The sequence below is a fragment of the Tardiphaga sp. genome (assembly GCF_044340795.1).
Lineage (GTDB): Bacteria > Pseudomonadota > Alphaproteobacteria > Rhizobiales > Xanthobacteraceae > Tardiphaga.
This window is the reverse complement of record NZ_JBIISY010000128.1, coordinates 1-16608: the sequence shown is the minus strand read 5'-3', so window position 1 is coordinate 16608 and position 16608 is coordinate 1. Positions and strand designations below refer to the sequence as shown.

The 16608-nt window shown below is 63.1% G+C and carries 16 protein-coding genes and 1 tRNA gene; 6 read left to right on the top strand and 11 right to left on the bottom strand.

The window, feature by feature from the left end:
• Nucleotides 1-38: 38 nt before the first annotated feature.
• Nucleotides 39-1196: a mechanosensitive ion channel family protein gene (locus ACIQ17_RS19890; protein ID WP_398470793.1), complete on the bottom strand. Its 1158-nt coding sequence runs from the start codon at nucleotides 1194-1196 to the stop codon at nucleotides 39-41.
• Nucleotides 1197-1433: 237 nt separating this feature from the next.
• Here ACIQ17_RS19890 and ACIQ17_RS19885 point away from each other — a divergent pair, with 237 nt between their 5' ends.
• A complete protein-coding gene (locus ACIQ17_RS19885; protein ID WP_398470792.1) occupies nucleotides 1434-2618 on the top strand; it encodes an MFS transporter in 1185 nt (394 codons plus the stop codon).
• A gap of 114 nt (nucleotides 2619-2732) precedes the next feature.
• Here the strand turns inward: ACIQ17_RS19885 and ACIQ17_RS19880 are convergent, their stop codons facing one another.
• The 4 genes from ACIQ17_RS19880 to ACIQ17_RS19865 form a co-directional block, all read right to left on the bottom strand.
• On the bottom strand, nucleotides 2733-3956 hold the full coding sequence (locus tag ACIQ17_RS19880) for a CaiB/BaiF CoA transferase family protein (RefSeq protein ID WP_398470791.1): 1224 nt from the start codon (nucleotides 3954-3956) through the stop codon (nucleotides 2733-2735).
• A gap of 150 nt (nucleotides 3957-4106) precedes the next feature.
• The gene (locus ACIQ17_RS19875) at nucleotides 4107-5057 is read right to left on the bottom strand and encodes an ornithine cyclodeaminase family protein (protein WP_398470790.1); all 951 of its coding nucleotides are present in this window, start codon (nucleotides 5055-5057) and stop codon (nucleotides 4107-4109) included.
• Between the two features lie 193 nt (nucleotides 5058-5250).
• A tRNA-Leu gene (locus ACIQ17_RS19870) sits at nucleotides 5251-5335 on the bottom strand.
• A 123-nt stretch (nucleotides 5336-5458) separates the two neighbouring features.
• On the bottom strand, nucleotides 5459-5701 hold the full coding sequence (locus ACIQ17_RS19865) for a FliM/FliN family flagellar motor switch protein (protein WP_398470789.1): 243 nt from the start codon (nucleotides 5699-5701) through the stop codon (nucleotides 5459-5461).
• A gap of 86 nt (nucleotides 5702-5787) precedes the next feature.
• Here ACIQ17_RS19865 and lipB point away from each other — a divergent pair, with 86 nt between their 5' ends.
• Nucleotides 5788-6516, top strand: a complete 729-nt coding sequence (gene lipB, locus ACIQ17_RS19860) for a lipoyl(octanoyl) transferase LipB (RefSeq protein ID WP_398470788.1) — start codon at nucleotides 5788-5790, stop codon at nucleotides 6514-6516.
• Between the two features lie 4 nt (nucleotides 6517-6520).
• Here the strand turns inward: lipB and ACIQ17_RS19855 are convergent, their stop codons facing one another.
• From ACIQ17_RS19855 to ACIQ17_RS19840, 4 genes are all read right to left on the bottom strand, one after another.
• Entirely contained in the window at nucleotides 6521-6820 is a 300-nt protein-coding gene (locus ACIQ17_RS19855; protein ID WP_398470787.1) for an acylphosphatase, read from the bottom strand.
• The gene (locus tag ACIQ17_RS19850; RefSeq protein ID WP_398470786.1) at nucleotides 6820-7689 is read right to left on the bottom strand and encodes an oxaloacetate decarboxylase; all 870 of its coding nucleotides are present in this window, start codon (nucleotides 7687-7689) and stop codon (nucleotides 6820-6822) included. Before ACIQ17_RS19850 ends, ACIQ17_RS19855 begins: the two co-directional genes overlap by 1 nt.
• Nucleotides 7686-9704, bottom strand: a complete 2019-nt coding sequence (locus tag ACIQ17_RS19845; protein WP_398470785.1) for an acetyl-CoA carboxylase biotin carboxylase subunit — start codon at nucleotides 9702-9704, stop codon at nucleotides 7686-7688. Before ACIQ17_RS19845 ends, ACIQ17_RS19850 begins: the two co-directional genes overlap by 4 nt.
• Nucleotides 9705-10132: 428 nt before the next feature.
• Entirely contained in the window at nucleotides 10133-10708 is a 576-nt protein-coding gene (locus tag ACIQ17_RS19840) for a hypothetical protein (RefSeq protein ID WP_398470784.1), read from the bottom strand.
• A gap of 390 nt (nucleotides 10709-11098) precedes the next feature.
• Here ACIQ17_RS19840 and ACIQ17_RS19835 point away from each other — a divergent pair, with 390 nt between their 5' ends.
• Nucleotides 11099-11758 (top strand): peroxiredoxin, encoded by a 660-nt coding sequence (locus ACIQ17_RS19835; RefSeq protein WP_398470783.1) that lies wholly within the window; start codon nucleotides 11099-11101, stop codon nucleotides 11756-11758.
• 189 nt (nucleotides 11759-11947) lie between these two features.
• On the opposite strand, the gene ACIQ17_RS19830 is transcribed toward ACIQ17_RS19835, so the two are convergent.
• Complete coding sequence (locus ACIQ17_RS19830) at nucleotides 11948-12349, bottom strand: DUF2177 family protein (RefSeq protein WP_398470782.1); 402 nt, start codon at nucleotides 12347-12349, stop codon at nucleotides 11948-11950.
• Between the two features lie 119 nt (nucleotides 12350-12468).
• Between ACIQ17_RS19830 and ACIQ17_RS19825 the strand changes: the two genes are divergently transcribed.
• Both ACIQ17_RS19825 and ACIQ17_RS19820 read left to right on the top strand, forming a co-directional pair.
• Nucleotides 12469-13926, top strand: a complete 1458-nt coding sequence (locus ACIQ17_RS19825; RefSeq protein WP_398470781.1) for a cryptochrome/photolyase family protein — start codon at nucleotides 12469-12471, stop codon at nucleotides 13924-13926.
• A 75-nt stretch (nucleotides 13927-14001) separates the two neighbouring features.
• Nucleotides 14002-14394, top strand: coding sequence for a hypothetical protein (locus tag ACIQ17_RS19820; protein ID WP_398470780.1), 393 nt, complete (start codon nucleotides 14002-14004; stop codon nucleotides 14392-14394).
• A gap of 186 nt (nucleotides 14395-14580) precedes the next feature.
• Here the strand turns inward: ACIQ17_RS19820 and ACIQ17_RS19815 are convergent, their stop codons facing one another.
• Nucleotides 14581-15456 carry a DMT family transporter gene (locus ACIQ17_RS19815; RefSeq protein WP_398470779.1) on the bottom strand — a complete coding sequence of 292 codons (876 nt, stop codon included), beginning with the start codon at nucleotides 15454-15456 and terminating at the stop codon, nucleotides 14581-14583.
• A 108-nt stretch (nucleotides 15457-15564) separates the two neighbouring features.
• Here ACIQ17_RS19815 and ACIQ17_RS19810 point away from each other — a divergent pair.
• The coding region (locus ACIQ17_RS19810; protein WP_398470778.1) for an S-(hydroxymethyl)glutathione dehydrogenase/class III alcohol dehydrogenase at nucleotides 15565-16608 on the top strand (1044 nt) is incomplete at its 3' end.

The following is a 16608-nucleotide window of genomic DNA, read 5'->3' as shown; positions in this document are numbered from 1 at the left end:
AGGATTCGATGCGTATTTCACAGGCGATATCCGGTCGATCAGCGCGGCACGGCCGGCCTGCCGAATGACGACCGGCTCGCGCCCTCCGCCCGCCTGCCGGTCTGCGCCGGCACGAGGGTGACCGCATCCTCCGGATTCACTTCGAGATAAGCCCGTTGATGCGGCAATGCCTCGGGCATCTGCTCCTGCAGGAAGGCGAGCAGCTTCTCACGGATTTCGCAGCGAAGATCCCAGGACTGCGGAGCATTCCGGGCACTCACCAGCGCCCGGAGTTCGACCGTCTGCGGATGGCTCTCGACCACCTGCAGATTGACGACGGCGCCATCCCACAACTCGGTCTCCTTGACGGCTTGCTCGAGATGTTTGCGGATGCGGGGAATGTCGGCCCCGTAATCCACATGAAGCCTGATCGCACCGATCAGCGAGGCCGCATCACGGGTCCAGTTCTGGAATGGCTTTTCGATGAAGTAGGACAGCGGCACCACCAGACGCCGCCAGTCCCAGAGACGCACGACGACATAGGTGGAGGCGATGTCCTCGATCCATCCCCACTCGTTTTCGATGATGACCGCATCCTCGATACGGATCGGCTGGGTGATGGCGATCTGCACGCCGGCGATCAGATTGCTGAGCAGCGGGCGCGCCGCGAGACCGAGGATGAGACCGGCGGCGCCGGCTGATGCGAACAGGCTGACGCCGTATTGCCGGACGGACTCGAATGTCATCAGCGCCGTCGAGACGGCGATGATGGTGATGAGAATGTCCAGCACGCGCTTGAACACACGGACCTGCGTCACATGCTTGCGCGCGCGGTAATTCTCGTCGATGTCGAGTTCATGGCGTTCAAGATAGCGCGTGGCAGCAAGATCCACGGCGCGCATCGACAGCCAGCCGACCAGGGCAATCGTGGCAACCACGAAGAATTGCGCGAGCCGCTGCCGTGCCCCCTCGTCAAAAGGGGCAACCGGCAGAACCAATGCTACCGCCAGCAGGCAGAGCGCCAATCGCGACGGCCCGGTGGTGCGATTGAGAAACGTCACACCGAAGGAACGTTGTCCCACGGCCCGCCGCACCAGCAGCATTACTGTCTTATGCACGGCCAGCGCCACGACGACCGCCAGCACGATCAGCGCCAGTCCCGCCAGCCACACGGGAACCCAGCCGATCATGCGCTCGAATGTCTCGATCAATTCCATGGGCACTCAGTTCCCTTACCTGCGGGGCAGAAACGCCGCAGATGTCGGGTCGTGCCAGCGGTAAATGCAGCGCAGCATTTCGCTCCGTGCAATGCACGTGTGCCGAGCACTTGACTCACAGCCGGGCGCCAAAGTACCAGCCGTCCCACAGGGATTTCCCCGTCGTAAGCGTTAACGTCAATCAACGTGCTCAACTGCGGTTCGCGTGGCGCGACCGCTGCCAAGAAGCACGTCGCTATGAATCAGAACGCCCCGCTCCGCACCAAGCCTGCCCCGCTGCCCCGCGCCGATCGCAACAGCCTGATCAGGCATATTGCCATCGTGTTTTTTGGCTTCCTGTCGGTCGGCCTGCCGTTGTCGCCGATCTCGCTCTATCTGCATGACCAGCTCGGTTTCGGCACCCTCGTCATCGGCTTCGCCATCGGCCTGCAATCCGTCGTCACCGTGCTGACGCGGCATCGCGCGGGCACGCTGTGCGACCATCGCGGCGCGCGCTCGGTGATCCGCTTCGGCCTCCCGCTCGCGGTCATCGCAGGCCTGTTCTATCTCACCGCCGCACTGCTGCCGGTGCCGGCGACTGCCAAACTCGCGCTGCTGCTGATCGGCCGCGTCGCGCTCGGTTTCGGCGAGAGCCTGTTCATCACCGGCGCCATGAACTGGAGCATCTCGCGCCTCGGCGCCCAGCGCACCGGCCTCGTGATGTCATGGCAGGGCATCGCGATGTATTCCGCGTTCGGCCTCGGTGCCCCGCTCGGTCTCGCCATCTACAGCGCCGTCGGTTTTGCCGGCGTCGCCATCACGGCGGCCCTGTCGCCGCTGATCGCGCTCGCCATCACGGCCACGCTGCCCGACATGCCCACCAGCGGCAGTGTCGAGCGTGTGCCGTTCTACAAGGTCATCGGCCTGATCTGGCGTCCCGGCACGGTGTTGTTTCTCTCCACCATTCCATTTGCAGGCATCACCAGTTTCCTCGCTCTCACTTATGCCGCGCGCGGCTGGTCGGGCGCGGGTATCGCGCTGGCGGTGTTCTCGATCGGCTATATTGCCGTGCGCCTGATCGGCAGCCATTGGCCGGACCGGTTCGGCGGCACGCGCGTCGCGGTGATCTCGCTGGTGATCGAGGCGATCGGCCAGATGATGATCTGGCTCGGAACGGGTCCCTGGATGGCGTTGGCTGGCGCACTGGTCACCGGCATTGGCTTCTCGCTGATCTTCCCCGCCATGGGCGTCGAGGCGACCCGCCGTGTCCCGGTCGAGCAACGCGGCCGCGCAGTGGCGAATTTCATCGCATTCTTCGACCTCGCCATCGGCGTCACCGCGCCGGCAGTCGGCTACGCGGCCGGACTTTTCGGCTATGGATCAGCGTTCCTGATCGGCGCTGTGGCAGCCCTCGGCGCGCTGGTGCTGGCGACGCGGGGATAGCGTCGACAATGAAAAAACCCGCAAGCCATCAAGCTTGCGGGGGTCTTCGAATTGGTGCGCTCGAAAGGATTGTTATCAACGAGAGCGAAAGTGACGATCGCCCTCTTGCCCGGTCTAGACAATACCCGTCTGTCTCAGCGCGTTGATCCGTTCGGCATCATAGCCGATGGTGGACAGTATCTCATCCGTATTGGAGCCGAGCAGCGGCGGCGCGCGATATTCGGTGACCGGCGTGCCCGAGAAAGTCAGCGGATTTCGAACAAGCGAAAGCGCCGGCTCGAACGGGTGCTCCGTGCGCACGCGCATGCCGCGGGCCTGAACATGAGGATCCGAAAAAACCTGATCGAAATCGTTGATCGGGCCGGACGGGACGCCGACAGCCTCCAGGCGCTCCAGCCAATGGGCCACGGGCTGCTTGAGGAAGAGACCGGCGAAGATGGCCATGATCTCCTTCCCATGCGCGACGCGATCATTGTTCTTCAGGAAACGCGGATCCTTGGCGAGGTCCGGCTCGCCGAGCACTTCGCAGGTCCGCTGGAACTGGCCGTCATTGCCGCACACGATCATCACTTCGCCGTCGGTGCAGCGGAAGACACCGGCGGGCATGCCACCATTCCCCCAGGTGCCGCGGCGTGGCGGGACCTTGCCGTGGATGAGATAGGGCTGGAGCCAATGCGACAGCGAGGCGATCACCGTGTCAAAGAGACAGGCATCGATCTGCTGCCCCTCGCCACCGCGGGCGTCGCGATGATAAAGCGCCGAGATGACGCCGATGGTCGTATTAAGGCCGGTCATGTAGTCCACGATGGACGGACCGACTTTCATCGGCCCCTCGCCCGGCTCACCATCGAGATGGCCGGTGACGCTCATGAGACCACCCATCGCCTGCAGGATGGCATCATAGCCGGCACGCGTGGCATAGGGACCTGTCTGTCCGAAGCCTGTCACCGAACCATAGACGATGCGCGGGTTGACGGCCTTGATCGCCTCGTAGTCGAGACCATAGCGCTTGAGGTCGCCCACCTTGTAGTTCTCAAGCAATACGTCGGCCGTCTTGGCGAGTTCGCGAATGATCGCCTGGCCTTCGGGCTTGGCCACATTGACCGTGACCGACTTCTTGTTGCGGTTGGCGCAGAGATAGAATCCGTTTTCGCGCCTGCTCCCTTCCGGGTCGTTCAGGTAAGGAGGGCCGAAGGCGCGGGAATCGTCGCCGGTTCCAGGGCGTTCGATCTTGATGACCTCGGCGCCGAGATCACCCAGCATCTGACCGGCGATCGGGCCGGCGAGCACCCGCGTCATGTCGATAACCTTGATGCCCGAGAGCGGCAGAGCCGGCATGCATTCCTCCTGCTATGTTGTTTCGTCACGTTCACTGCGACGAACATGTGAAGCGAGCGCTTACAGGAAAATCCCCTCAAATGCACTGCGTTGTGAGCATAAGGGTTCGCTCGCGCGACATGGCGAATTTCCGGTGGCGGAATGCCTCGGTTAGACCAGCGTAACCTGCGCGATCCAGGACGCGATCATCAGATCAAGATGCGCGCCGCCACCGTTCTTGAAAAGCGTGACTTCATCATCCGACTGACGCCTGCGCGCTTCAGGTTGCACAAGATCGTACAAGTCGCCCAATACGCTATCGGCGGTGATCGCGCCCGAGGCGATCGGCTCGATCAACTCTCCAATATGGCCGAGCGTGGTCTGCCGGCTGTCCACGAACACGGCCGCCTTGGCCATCAGCGCGTCATCGGCCTCACGCATGTCGGCTTTGAAAGCGCCAATCAGATCGACATGGGTGCCGGGCCGAACCCAATCGCCCAGGATCAGTGGCTGTCGCGCCATCGTGGCGGAGCTGACGATATCGGCGGACTCGACCGCGGCCTGCAGATCGGGGACTGCTGCTATCCTGACGCCGCGGTCGCCGAGCCCGGCAACGAGTTTCTGTGCCTGTTCCGGCCTGCGCGACCACACCGAGATGCGCTCGAGTCCCGGTAGCGCCGACGCATAGGCTTTCACGAGGCTGGTCGCGACCGTTCCCGCGCCAACGACCAGCAGGTGCTTGCTGTCGGGACGCGCGAGAAGGCTGGCACCGAGCACGGAATCCGCGGCGGTCTTCAATTCCGTGACCAGCGCGCTATCGACAACGGCTTGAAGGCTGCCGTCATCCTTATCGAAGACCAGCATGGCGCCCTGCACGGTGGGCAGGCCCCGTGCCGCGTTCGCGTCCAGGACTGTGAAGGTCTTGGCACCGTATCCCAGGCCTTCGATATAGGCCGAGCGGCTCATCATCGTGCCCGTGGGAGGGCCGAGAAAGACGTCCTTGATCTGAGCTGCGGGCAAGCCATGGCCTTTCCGCAACGCCTCGACCGCCCCCTGCCAGTCCAGTTGCCCGATCGTGGCGTCATAGTTGAGGAAAGGAGGGACGCGAAGTTTGGTGGTCATCGAATAACTTGCCCTGAAGAGCTCGGGTATTGTGGCAGCAGCAGTAGACTTGAGAATGACCTCGACAGGTAGTCAAACTGCATCAATCACATTGACCTTCAGCCGCTCCACGCCGCCACAATGGAAATGAAAAAGGCCCCGGACAATTCCGGAGCCTTTTCAATAACCTAGCGTTTCCGAAGAAACGAGGAACTGGTGCGCTCGAAAGGACTCGAACCTTCACCCTGTTACGGACTGCCACCTCAAGGCAGCGCGTCTACCAATTCCGCCACGAGCGCTGGAAATCACCGGCGGGCAAATCACCCGGCCGGTTTGACCGGCGCCGATGTAACAAACCTATGATGGGGGCACAAGGCCTGAACGGCGTTCCCCCGCCCCTGTGGGGAAAATTATCTGCGCGATTATCGCCGTTCCGGCGAACGTGGCAGCATCTGCTTGACCTCGACCGCGATGCGGTTGCGATCGACCATGACAGACCCGGAAGCGACAGGCAGATTGTTGGCGAGAATCCTCACCTCGTCCTGCTCGGTGGCGTCGAGTTCGATGATGGCGCCGCGGCTCAGCCGCATCACCTGATGCACGGGCATCGTGGTCGTGCCCAGCACCACCATGATATCAACGGAGATATTGTCGAGGGTTGGCACGTCGGCCCCACAGTCACAGATAAAGGACCCTGCGCAATTGCGCGTCAGGACAAGCCTGAGAAGAACAGCACGCTTATGGTTAGCGAATGACTAACGACCGCCAACACCTCGATTTGACGCCGTTTTCCCGTGGTGCCGCCGGTGATCCGGTGGAATGGCGGATCGAGGACACCCCGATTCCCTATCCCGATGCCGTCGCCGCCATGGAGGCGCGGGCGGCCGCCATCGCCAATGGCGAGGCGCCGGAACTGGTCTGGCTGCTGGAGCACCCCCCACTCTATACCTCCGGGACCTCCGGCAAGGACGATGACCTGCTCGACGCCCGATTCCCGGTCTTCGAGACCGGTCGCGGCGGGCAGATCACCTATCATGGCCCCGGCCAGCGCGTGGCCTATGTGATGCTGGACCTCAAGGCACGGAGGCCGGATGTGCGCGCCTATGTGGCCGCGCTGGAAGACATGATCATCCGCACCCTCGCCGCCTTCAACGTGAAGGGCGAACGGCGCGAGGATCGCGTCGGCGTGTGGGTGGCGCGACCGGACAAGGGCGCCGGGTACGAAGACAAGATCGCGGCGATCGGCGTGCGGCTGAAGCGCTGGGTCTCGTTCCACGGCATTGCCATCAATGTGGAACCGGATCTCACCCACTTCAACGCCATCGTGCCCTGCGGCGTCGTCGATCCGCGTTACGGCGTCACGAGCCTCGTCGATCTCGGACTGCCCGTTGGCATGACGGATATAGACTTGGCACTACGCCAGGCCTTTGGCGAAGTGTTCGGCGAAATGCACGACATCGATACGGCCGCGATCGCCTGAACGATCAGAGCGTTGCCAGCTGTGAAAATGTCTCGCGTGCATCGCGCAGTGCCAACATGTCGGCGCTGGCATCGCTGGCCACCACCTTGTCGACGCGCGCCGGCGGCGGGCCGCGGTGACAGGCCTCGATCAGCTCCGCGACCAGCTCTGCAGGCCCGGCAAACACCGCTTCGACGCTGCCATCGCGGCGATTGCGCACCCAGCCGTGCAGGCCGAGCATGATCGCCTGATCGCCGGTCCAGGCGCGGTAGCCGACGCCCTGCACCCGGCCCGTGACGATCACATGGCGGATGACAATGGCCATTATTTTTTCAGCCCGAGATAATCGACGCCGCGCTGCTTCACGACGGCGCCGCGGGTGACGCTCTCCATCAACTCGGCGGACGCGAGGTTCTTCAGCTCCTTCGGCCCCGCACCTTCGCGCACGGCCTTGAGTGTCGCATGCACCGCGGCCATCGCGGCCGAGATCGGCGCATGGCCCTGGATGCAGATGCGGACGCGCTGGGCGCTGAGGAAATCCCAATCGATCATGTCGTCGCTTGGCGTGCCGAGCACGATCGGCAATGTCGTCGCAGCACTCGCGGCCTGCAGCTCGGCGCGGCTCTTGAGGCCGGTGAACATGATCGCATCGACGCCCGCAGCCTCATAGGATTTGGCACGCGCGATCGCATCATCGAGGGAGGTGATCGACGCAGCCCCCGTGCGGCCGACAATGACCAGCGCCGGATCCTGCCGCGCACCGAGCGCCGCCTTCACCTTGCCGAGCCCCTCGTCCGCCGAGATCACCTGCGCCTTCGCCTCACCAAAGGCGGCGGGCAGCAGCGTGTCCTCGATGGTGAGACCACCAGCACCGGCCGCTTCCAGCTCCTCCACCGTGCGGCGGACATTGAGCGCATTGCCATAGCCATGATCGGCATCGACCAGCACCGGCAGATTGCCGGCGCGCGACATCCGCCGCATCTGTTCGGTGAGTTCCGACAGCGTGATCAGCGCGATATCGGGATCGCCGAGAATGGCGAGCGATGCCGCCGATCCTCCGAACATGCCGACCTCGAAGCCGAGGTCTTCAGCGATGCGCACCGAGATCGCGTCATGGACCGATCCCGGGCGCACGCAACGATCGCCGGCCAGGATGGCCCGCAATCCGTAACGGCGTTGCCGGAACGTCGTCACGCGAATTCAAGAATGAGCGCGTCCACCGCCAGCGTTGCGCCGGCAGCGGCATGGATCTTCTTGACGGTACCGTCGCGTTCGGCACGCAGCACGTTCTGCATCTTCATCGCCTCCACCACGGCGAGGGTCTCGCCGGCTTTGACTTCCTGGCCTTCGGTCACGGCAATCGAGACCACGAGGCCCGGCATCGGACAGAGCAGTTTCTTGCCGGTATCCGCCTTCACGCCGACCGGCATCAGACGCGCCGCAGCAGCCTCCGCCTCGGTGAAGACATTGACCGCGACTTCATAGCCCTGATGCGCGATGCGGATGCCGGACGCCTGCGGGCGCACCTGCATGGCGACATGATGGCCATCGATGGTGCCATCCCACACCGGCACGCCGGGCTTCCAAGACGACACGACACGATGCGGCGTGCCGGCTTTGCCGTCGGCATCGATGAAAACGATGGTCACCACATCGCCATCACGGACGATGTCGAGCAGCACTTCCTCGCGCTCCAGCCAGACGGCACGCCGACCGGCGCGCACCACCGGACGACCGATCATCTGGCCGGAAATCTGGCGCTTGCGCTCACCATAAACCGCATCAACGGCCGCAGCCACCGCGGCAATGCGTCGAGCAACCTCGCCCTCCGGCGCCTTGGCGGCAAACCCGTTGGGAAATTCCTCGGCGATGAAGCCCGTGGAGATATTACCGCTGCGCCAGCGCGGATGCACCATCAGCGCCGACAGGAACGGGATGTTGTGGCGGATGCCGTCCACATAGAACGCATCGAGCGCATTGGCCTGTGCATCGATGGCGGCCGCGCGCGACGGCGCATGGGTGACGAGTTTTGCGATCATCGGATCGTAATAGATCGAGATCTCGCCGCCCTCCTGCACGCCCGTATCATTGCGTACGGTGACGCCGCCCTCGACATGGCTTTCCGCCGGGGGACGATACTTCACCAGGCGGCCGATGGATGGCAGGAAGTTGCGGAACGGATCTTCCGCATAGACGCGGGACTCGACGGCCCAGCCGGTGAGTGTCACGTCCTTCTGCGCAATGGCGAGCTTTTCGCCAGCGGCCACGCGGATCATCTGTTCGACGAGATCGACGCCGGTGACAAGCTCGGTGACGGGATGCTCGACCTGCAGGCGGGTGTTCATCTCCAGGAAGTAGAAGCTCTTGTCCTGACCGGCGACAAATTCCACCGTGCCGGCGCTGTCGTAATTCACGGCCTTGGCGAGAGCCACTGCCTGCTCGCCCATCTTGCGGCGGGTGGCCTCATCGAGCAGCGGGCTTGGGGCTTCCTCGATGACCTTCTGGTTACGGCGCTGGATCGAACACTCGCGCTCGCCGAGATAGATCACATTGCCATGCTTGTCGCCGAGCACCTGGATCTCGATGTGCCGGGGATCGACGATGAATTTCTCGATGAAGACACGGTCGTCACCGAACGATGCCTTCGCCTCGGCCTTGGCGAGGTTGAAGCCTTCAGCGACCTCGGCGGTGGAATGCGCGATGCGCATGCCCTTGCCGCCGCCGCCGGCCGACGCCTTGATCATCACGGGATAGCCGATCTCGTCGGCGATCTTCACCGCATGCTTGTCATCATCGATGACACCGAGATGGCCGGGCACGGTAGAGACCTTGGCGGCAGCCGCCGCCTTCTTGGATTCGATCTTGTCGCCCATGGCGGCGATGGCGCCGGGGTTCGGGCCGATGAAAACGATGCCGGCGGCTTCGAGCGCACGCGGGAACGCTTCGCGCTCGGACAGGAAACCATAACCGGGATGCACGGCCTCGGCGCCGGTCTGCTTGCAGGCCTCGACGATCTTATCGATCAGCAGATAGCTTTCGGCAGCGGCAGGCGGCCCGATGAACACGGCCTCATCGGCCATCTCCACATGCAGTGCGTCGCGATCCGCTTCGGAATAGACGGCGACCGTCTTGATACCCATCTTGCGGGCGGTCTTGATGACCCGGCAGGCGATCTCGCCGCGATTGGCGATCAGAATTTTTTTGAACATGAGCTGTCTTGCTTGCAACCTTGAGGCGGGATGGGGCCGGACCGACCGGCAGCGCAATGTGGCATGGAGCGACGGCCGTCACAAATCCGCCGATGGCGAACGCGACGCGCACCGGCGCGCAGCCCGCCGGGCCGCGAAACCTGAAATGCCGATGTCACCGGGCGCTGCGTCACCGCAATCTTTCCGTTGGGCCGATCCGTTCTCTCCACGCCCACGGATTTCGCCCAAAACGGCCAGTCCCGCAACCTCATTCTGCTCGGGGCCGCATGCGATAAGCCCCCGATCTTGCATAAGAAAAGATCAGCTTATGTTCGCGACCCGGGATTAGCGGCCGACTGGATGCGACCGGCCGGAACTGCACCGCACACAACGAAAAACGGCGGAGCCCTGCTCCGCCGTCTCGTAACCCAGACTGGTCTGCGTACTGCTTACATGCCGATATCGAACACGGCCGGCAGCTGCGCGAGCGGCAGCGTGGCGGCGCCGACGACGGCGGCGAGCAGCGTCATGATGGTGGCGTTGCTGACGTGCTTGGCGCGCATCTGCGACGCGATCCATTCCAGCACCTCGACATTCACGCCCACCGCCTTGGTCGGCGCCCAGCTGTCGATCGACACATCCGGCGACAGCGCCACATCGCGCGACGGCACCGGCAAGCCGGAAGCCGAAGCTGCGTGGTGCACAACGGCCTTTGCAAACAAATCGTCGAAACGTCCATCGTCGCTGCGCTCGCGTGCGGCCTCGTTGATGGCGAACAGCGCCTCGGCCTCGTCGCGGCTCACCGGCTGGCTGGCCAGCGCCGACGCACCCAGGATGCGCGCGCACCAGGCTGCGTCATCGGCATCGAGCGCGCGGGAGAAATGAATACGTCCCCCGGCGGTGGGACCCTCGCCGGTGATCACGCCGTCGCGGACGATGGCGAGCGCCTGTGCCGCGGCGCGGCGGTCGGCGATGGAGGACATTTCGAGGGCGCCGAATACCTCGGCAACGGCAGCGGTGGACATTTCAAACTCTTCTATTTGCAGTGCTTTTTGGGATACCCAGCAAATCCCACGAGCGAATTAACGAGCAGTTAAGGAACCGAAACCGGACATTTCTTATCCCCAACCGTTGCAGTTCAGTCGCGCGGCGGAGTCGCTTGGTTCGACAAGATGTGGCGATCTCCTCCGGCGGCATTGCGCCGGGCGGGCGGCAACTTCGCGGCATCTCATCACTTGATGTTGCCGAGGGTATTATGTCGCAGAGGGCTTGCGTGAAACGCGATGCTCTCCCGCGCATCGATCAGAGAACGATCTTGTCCTTTTTGTGCGGCGGTTCCAATCAAGCAGCCGCCTCCTTATAATCGTCGGACGCACGCTATCAGCGCGATCCTTTCCCAAGACATGAGGTCGACCATGGGTCTTCAGATCAACTCCATCGCACCGGACTTCGAGGCAGAGACCACCAACGGCGCCATCAAATTCCATGACTGGATCGGCGACAGCTGGGCGCTGCTGTTCTCGCATCCGAAGGACTTCACCCCGGTCTGCACCACCGAGCTCGGCGCCCTCGCCCGCCTGCAGCCGGAATTCGACAAGCGGAACGTGAAGCTGATCGGCCTCTCGGTCGATCCCGTGCACAAGCATTCACTGTGGGTCGCCGACATCAACGAGACCCAGGGTGCCGAGCCGAAATTCCCGATGATCGGCGATACCGAGCTGAAGGTTTCGAAGCTCTACAACATGCTGCCGGCAGATGCCTCGGGCGGCGCCGACGGCCGCACCGCGAACGACAATGCGACCGTGCGCAACGTCTTCGTCATCGGGCCGGACAAGAAGATCAAGCTGATCCTCGTCTATCCCATGACCACCGGCCGTAACTTCCAGGAGATCCTGCGCGTCATCGACAGCCTGCAGATGACCGCCAAGCATCGCGTTGCCACCCCCGCCGACTGGCAGCAGGGACAGGATGTGATCATCGCAGGCTCCGTCACCAATGACGAAGCAAAGACGATCTATCCGAACGGCTGGAAGGAGCCGAAGCCTTACATCCGCATCGTGCCGCAGCCGAAGTAATCCTGCGAACGGTTTGCAGAAACGAGAGAGGCGCCGCGAGATGATCGCGGCGCCTTTTTCAATGCCGAGCGCCGCGACCGTAGGATGGGTTGAGCGAAGCGATACCCATCACCACAAGCACCGGAGCACGCGATGATGGGTATCGCTCTGGCGCTTCACGCCTGCGCTCAACCCATCCTACGATCAGAGCTAGCTCCTCAGCACCAGCCAGTCCGTGATGATCAGCCCCAGCGTCGCCGCCGTTGCCGTAACGAACGTCCCCCAGCCGATATCGACGACCACCACCGGCCAGGTCCAGTGCTTGAGCAGCGCCAGCGAGGTCAGCTCGAAGGTCGCATAGCAGAAGAAGCCGAACAGCGCGCCATAGAGCAGCGTCGAGCGCCAGGTCGCATCCGCCGATGCGCTGACGAAGATCAGGATGCCGGCGATGTAGAGACAATAGAACAGGACCGCCGGCGCCAGGCGCACGTCGCCGAGCATGTCGCCGACCTGCGACTGGAAGAAACCCTTGGCGATGAAGCCGAGAAACAGAAGATCGAAGGGCAGCATGACGAGAAAGGTCGCCGCGTAGAGAATCACATTGCGCTTCAAGCCGGCCTCCGGTCGGTTACGTGATGAGTACGAACAGATACGCACCAGCACCCGCAAGGTTGCAAGCTACGGTATCAGAGACTGGATCGATCCTGCGCCATCCGTGTTAGATCGATGACATGACAGAGCAAGCCCCCATCATCGTCTGGTTTCGTGACGACCTTCGCCTCTCGGATCACCCCGCACTTCATGCAGCAGCCAGGTCGGGCGCGCCGGTGCTCTGTCTCTATCTGCTCGACGAGCACAGCAAGCAGATCAAAACACCACAGGCACGGCCGATGGGTGGCGCCACGCGATGGTGGCTGGCGCAATCACTGCGCGCGCTGTCGGAGCGCATCGAAGCAATCGGCGGCACACTGGTGCTGCGCCAGGGCGCCGCAGCGACAGTGATCCCCGCCCTCGCCCGCGAGATCGATGCAAGCCATGTGTTCTGGAACGAGATTGCGCAGGCGCCGCATCTCGCCATCGCCAATGACGTCACCGAGGCGCTCGCCGATCTCGATATCGGCACCGAGAGCTTCCCGGGCGACCTGCTGACGCATCCGAACACCATTCGCATGAAGGAAGGCCGCGGGCTGCGCGTCTTCACGCCGTTCTTCAAGCGCATCCTTGCCATGGGCGGACCAGCGAAGCCCGTGCCCGCGCCGAAGAAGCTGATCGCGGCACCGAAAGTGAAGAACGACAGGCTCGACGACTGGAAGCTCGAGCCGCACAAACCAGACTGGGCCGGCGGCCTGCGCGAGAACTGGACGCCCGGCGAAGCTGCGGCGCACAAGCATCTCAAGCGCTTCCTCAAGGAGATCCAGGGCTATGCGGGCGATCGCGATCGCCCTGACCGCGACGGGACGTCGCGCCTGTCGCCGCATCTGCGCTTCGGCGAGATCAGCCCAAGGCAGGTCTGGCACGCCGCTCAATTCACTGCGGACGAGCATCCGAAGCTGCACAGCGACATCGGCAAGTTCCTCAGCGAACTCGGCTGGCGCGACTTCTGCCGGCATCTGCTGTTCGACATTCCCGATCTCGCGACCCGCAATCTGCAGGAGTCCTTCGATGATTTCCCGTGGAAGACCGATCGCAAGGCATTGAAGGCGTGGCAGCGCGGCCTGACCGGCTATCCCATCGTCGATGCGGGCATGCGCGAGCTCTGGCACACCGGCGTGATGCACAATCGCGTGCGCATGGTGGTCGCATCCTTCCTCGTGAAGCATCTGCTGATCGACTGGCGCCATGGCGAAGCGTGGTTCTGGGATACGCTTGTGGACGCGGACAGCGGCAGCAATCCTGCCAACTGGCAGTGGGTCGCGGGCTCCGGCGCCGATGCTGCGCCCTACTTCCGCGTCTTCAATCCGATTTTGCAGGGTGAGAAGTTCGATCCTGACGGTGACTATGTGCGTCGATGGGTTCCAGAACTTAATAACTTGTCAGCAAAACTCGTTCATCAACCGTGGACGGCCACACCGACGGAGCTGACACAGGCAGGTATCAAACTCGGAAGCGACTATCCGATGCCGATCATCGACCACAAGGAAGGTCGCGATCGTGCGTTAAAAGCGTATAAGACGATACGAAGTAGTTGACGGCATATCGCATGCACTTCAACACATCAGCGAATCGGATTAACGTGGAAAAGTCGATAACCGCTGGGGGATGCTATGACTGACGACACTCCGATCATCGAACAAGTGACGGATGCGCTGAGCAGCGCCGCCGGTGCGACCAAAGAAGCGGCCACCTCGGTGGTCGAAACAGTTACCAAGGCCGCGAAGAAAGTTGCGAAGAAAGCGACTCCGGCCAAGAAGAAGTCCACCAAGAAAGCTTCTGCGAAGAAATCCTCTTCAAAGAAGGCAACCAAGAAAGCGAGACCACCAATGGCTAAGAAAGCTGCTAAGAAGACCGTGAAGAAGGCCGCCAAGAAGACCGTCAAGAAGGCTGCTGCCAAGAAGACCGTCAAGAAGGCCGCCGCCAAGAAGACCGTGAAGAAGGCTGCCAAGAAGACCGTCAAGAAGGTCGCCAAGAAGGCCAAGAAGGCTGCCAAGAAGAAGTAATCTTCTTCCTCGCAGATGTGAAAGCCTCCGGGTCCAAGTCCGGAGGCTTTTTCATGTCTGCTGTCATCCCGGCGAAAGCCGGGATCCATAGACACCGTCAGAGCTTTTGACATCGGCCAGCCGCAACGATCGCGTTTTCGCCAGATCGACAGCGGGTATGGATCCCGGCGTGCGCCGGGATGACGGTTACGCCTTCGCGCGGTTCACCAGCAGCACCGCTGCCCCACAGGCGACCATGCCGACAATCGCCATCGCGTCCAGCTTCTCGCCGAACAGCACGAAGGCCATCAGCGCCGTCACCGCCGGCACCAGATAGAACAGGCTCGCCACCTGGCTCGACGCCTGACGGCGCAGCAGCCAGTAGAGCAATCCCACCGTTCCGATCGACAGCACCACCGCCAGCCACGCCACCGACAGCACGAACTCCGTGGTCCAGTGGATCACCCGCGTCTCGAACAGGAACGCGCCGATGCCGAGCATCACCATGGCGGCCGATTGCTGGATGAAGCTGCCCGCCCGCCAGTCGGTGCCGCCGCAAAAGCGCTTCTGATAGAGCGTGCCGATGGTGATGGTGACCAGCGAGAGCCCCGATGCGGCCCAGCCCCAGCCGGCATTGCCACTCATCGGCCGCCCATGCAGCACCAGCAGCACACCGCCGAGACCAAGCACGAGCCCGCCCCACTGCAGCGGCGTGATGCGCTCGTTGAGGAAGCGGCTGGCGAGGATCGAGGTGAGGATCGGCTGCAGGCCCGGGATGATCGCCGACAATCCAACCGGCACCTGATGCGCGATCGCCAGCACCGTGCCGGCGAGATAGAGCCCCTGGATCAGGCAGCCGGCGACGATGTTGTGGCCGATGCCGGCACGATCCGGCCAGGCCGGCCGCGTGAGCAACACGATCACGCCCATGATCGACGCCGCCACGATCATCCGCACGGTCAGATAGGTCAGCGGCTCCGCACCATTGAGGACATACTTCGTGCCGATGAAGCCGGTGCTCCACAGCAGCACGAACAGCACGGGCGTGGCCGAGGCGATGAGAGCATTTGTCTCTTTGTTCATGGGCTGCTCAGTGCCTCATGATGTGCTAAGCGGCAATGGCTGATTGCGCGGGCCTGCCCGGCTGCGATCACAACCTTGATACTTCTTTGATCAACTAAGGAATTCGCCATGGATGTTCGCGCCGCTGTTGCCATTGCCGCCGGCAAGCCGCTTGAGATCACCACCGTCCAGCTCGATGGCCCGCGCGATGGCGAGGTGCTGGTGGAGATCAAGGCAACCGGCATCTGCCACACCGACGAATTCACCCTGTCGGGCGCCGATCCGGAAGGTCTCTTCCCTGCCATCCTCGGCCACGAAGGCGCCGGCATCGTGCGCGAAGTCGGCCGCGGCGTCACCTCGGTGAAGCCCGGCGACCATGTCATCCCGCTCTACACGCCGGAATGCCGCCAGTGCCCGTCGTGTCTCTCGCGCAAGACGAACCTCTGCACCGCGATCCGCTCGACCCAGGGCCAGGGCCTGATGCCCGACGGCACTTCGCGCTTCAAGCTCGAGGGCAAGCCGGTGCATCATTATATGGGTACCTCGACCTTCGCCAATTACACGGTGCTGCCGGAGATCGCCGTGGCGAAGATCCGCGAGGACGCGCCCTTCGACAAGGTCTGCTATATCGGCTGCGGCGTCACCACCGGCGTCGGTGCCGTGTTCAACACCGCGAAGGTGGAGCAAGGCGCCAAGGCGATCGTGTTCGGCCTCGGCGGCATCGGCCTCAACGTGCTGCAGGGCCTGCGCCTCGCCGGCGCCGACATGATCATCGGCGTCGACATCAACAATGACCGCAAGGCCTGGGGTGAACGCTTCGGCATGACCCACTTCGTCAATCCGAAGGAACTCGGCAAGGATCTCGTCCCTCACCTCGTCGATATGACCAAGTCCGGTGCCGACCAGATCGGCGGCGCCGACTACACCTTCGACTGCACCGGCAATGTCACCGTGATGCGCCAGGCGCTGGAGTCGTGCCATCGTGGCTGGGGCCAGTCGATCGTGATCGGCGTGGCGCCGGCCGGCGCCGAGATCGCGACGCGTCCGTTCCAGCTGGTCACGGGACGCGTTTGGAAGGGCACTGCCTTCGGCGGCGCGCGCGGCCGCACCGATGTGCCGAAGATCGTCGACTGGTACATGCAGGGCAAGATCCAGATCGATCCGATGATCACC

Bases quoted from the DNA above. Each gene is read 5' to 3' on its own strand.
- ACIQ17_RS19890 (WP_398470793.1), bottom strand. From the start codon at position 1,196: ATGGAATTGATCGAGACATTCGAGCGCATGATCGGCTGGGTTCCCGTG.
- ACIQ17_RS19885 (WP_398470792.1), top strand. From the start codon at position 1,434: ATGAATCAGAACGCCCCGCTCCGCACCAAGCCTGCCCCGCTGCCCCGC.
- ACIQ17_RS19880 (WP_398470791.1), bottom strand. From the start codon at position 3,956: ATGCCGGCTCTGCCGCTCTCGGGCATCAAGGTTATCGACATGACGCGG.
- ACIQ17_RS19875 (WP_398470790.1), bottom strand. From the start codon at position 5,057: ATGACCACCAAACTTCGCGTCCCTCCTTTCCTCAACTATGACGCCACG.
- lipB (WP_398470788.1), top strand. From the start codon at position 5,788: ATGACTAACGACCGCCAACACCTCGATTTGACGCCGTTTTCCCGTGGT.
- ACIQ17_RS19855 (WP_398470787.1), bottom strand. From the start codon at position 6,820: ATGGCCATTGTCATCCGCCATGTGATCGTCACGGGCCGGGTGCAGGGC.
- ACIQ17_RS19845 (WP_398470785.1), bottom strand. From the start codon at position 9,704: ATGTTCAAAAAAATTCTGATCGCCAATCGCGGCGAGATCGCCTGCCGG.
- ACIQ17_RS19840 (WP_398470784.1), bottom strand. From the start codon at position 10,708: ATGTCCACCGCTGCCGTTGCCGAGGTATTCGGCGCCCTCGAAATGTCC.
- ACIQ17_RS19835 (WP_398470783.1), top strand. From the start codon at position 11,099: ATGGGTCTTCAGATCAACTCCATCGCACCGGACTTCGAGGCAGAGACC.
- ACIQ17_RS19825 (WP_398470781.1), top strand. From the start codon at position 12,469: ATGACAGAGCAAGCCCCCATCATCGTCTGGTTTCGTGACGACCTTCGC.
- ACIQ17_RS19820 (WP_398470780.1), top strand. From the start codon at position 14,002: ATGACTGACGACACTCCGATCATCGAACAAGTGACGGATGCGCTGAGC.
- ACIQ17_RS19815 (WP_398470779.1), bottom strand. From the start codon at position 15,456: ATGAACAAAGAGACAAATGCTCTCATCGCCTCGGCCACGCCCGTGCTG.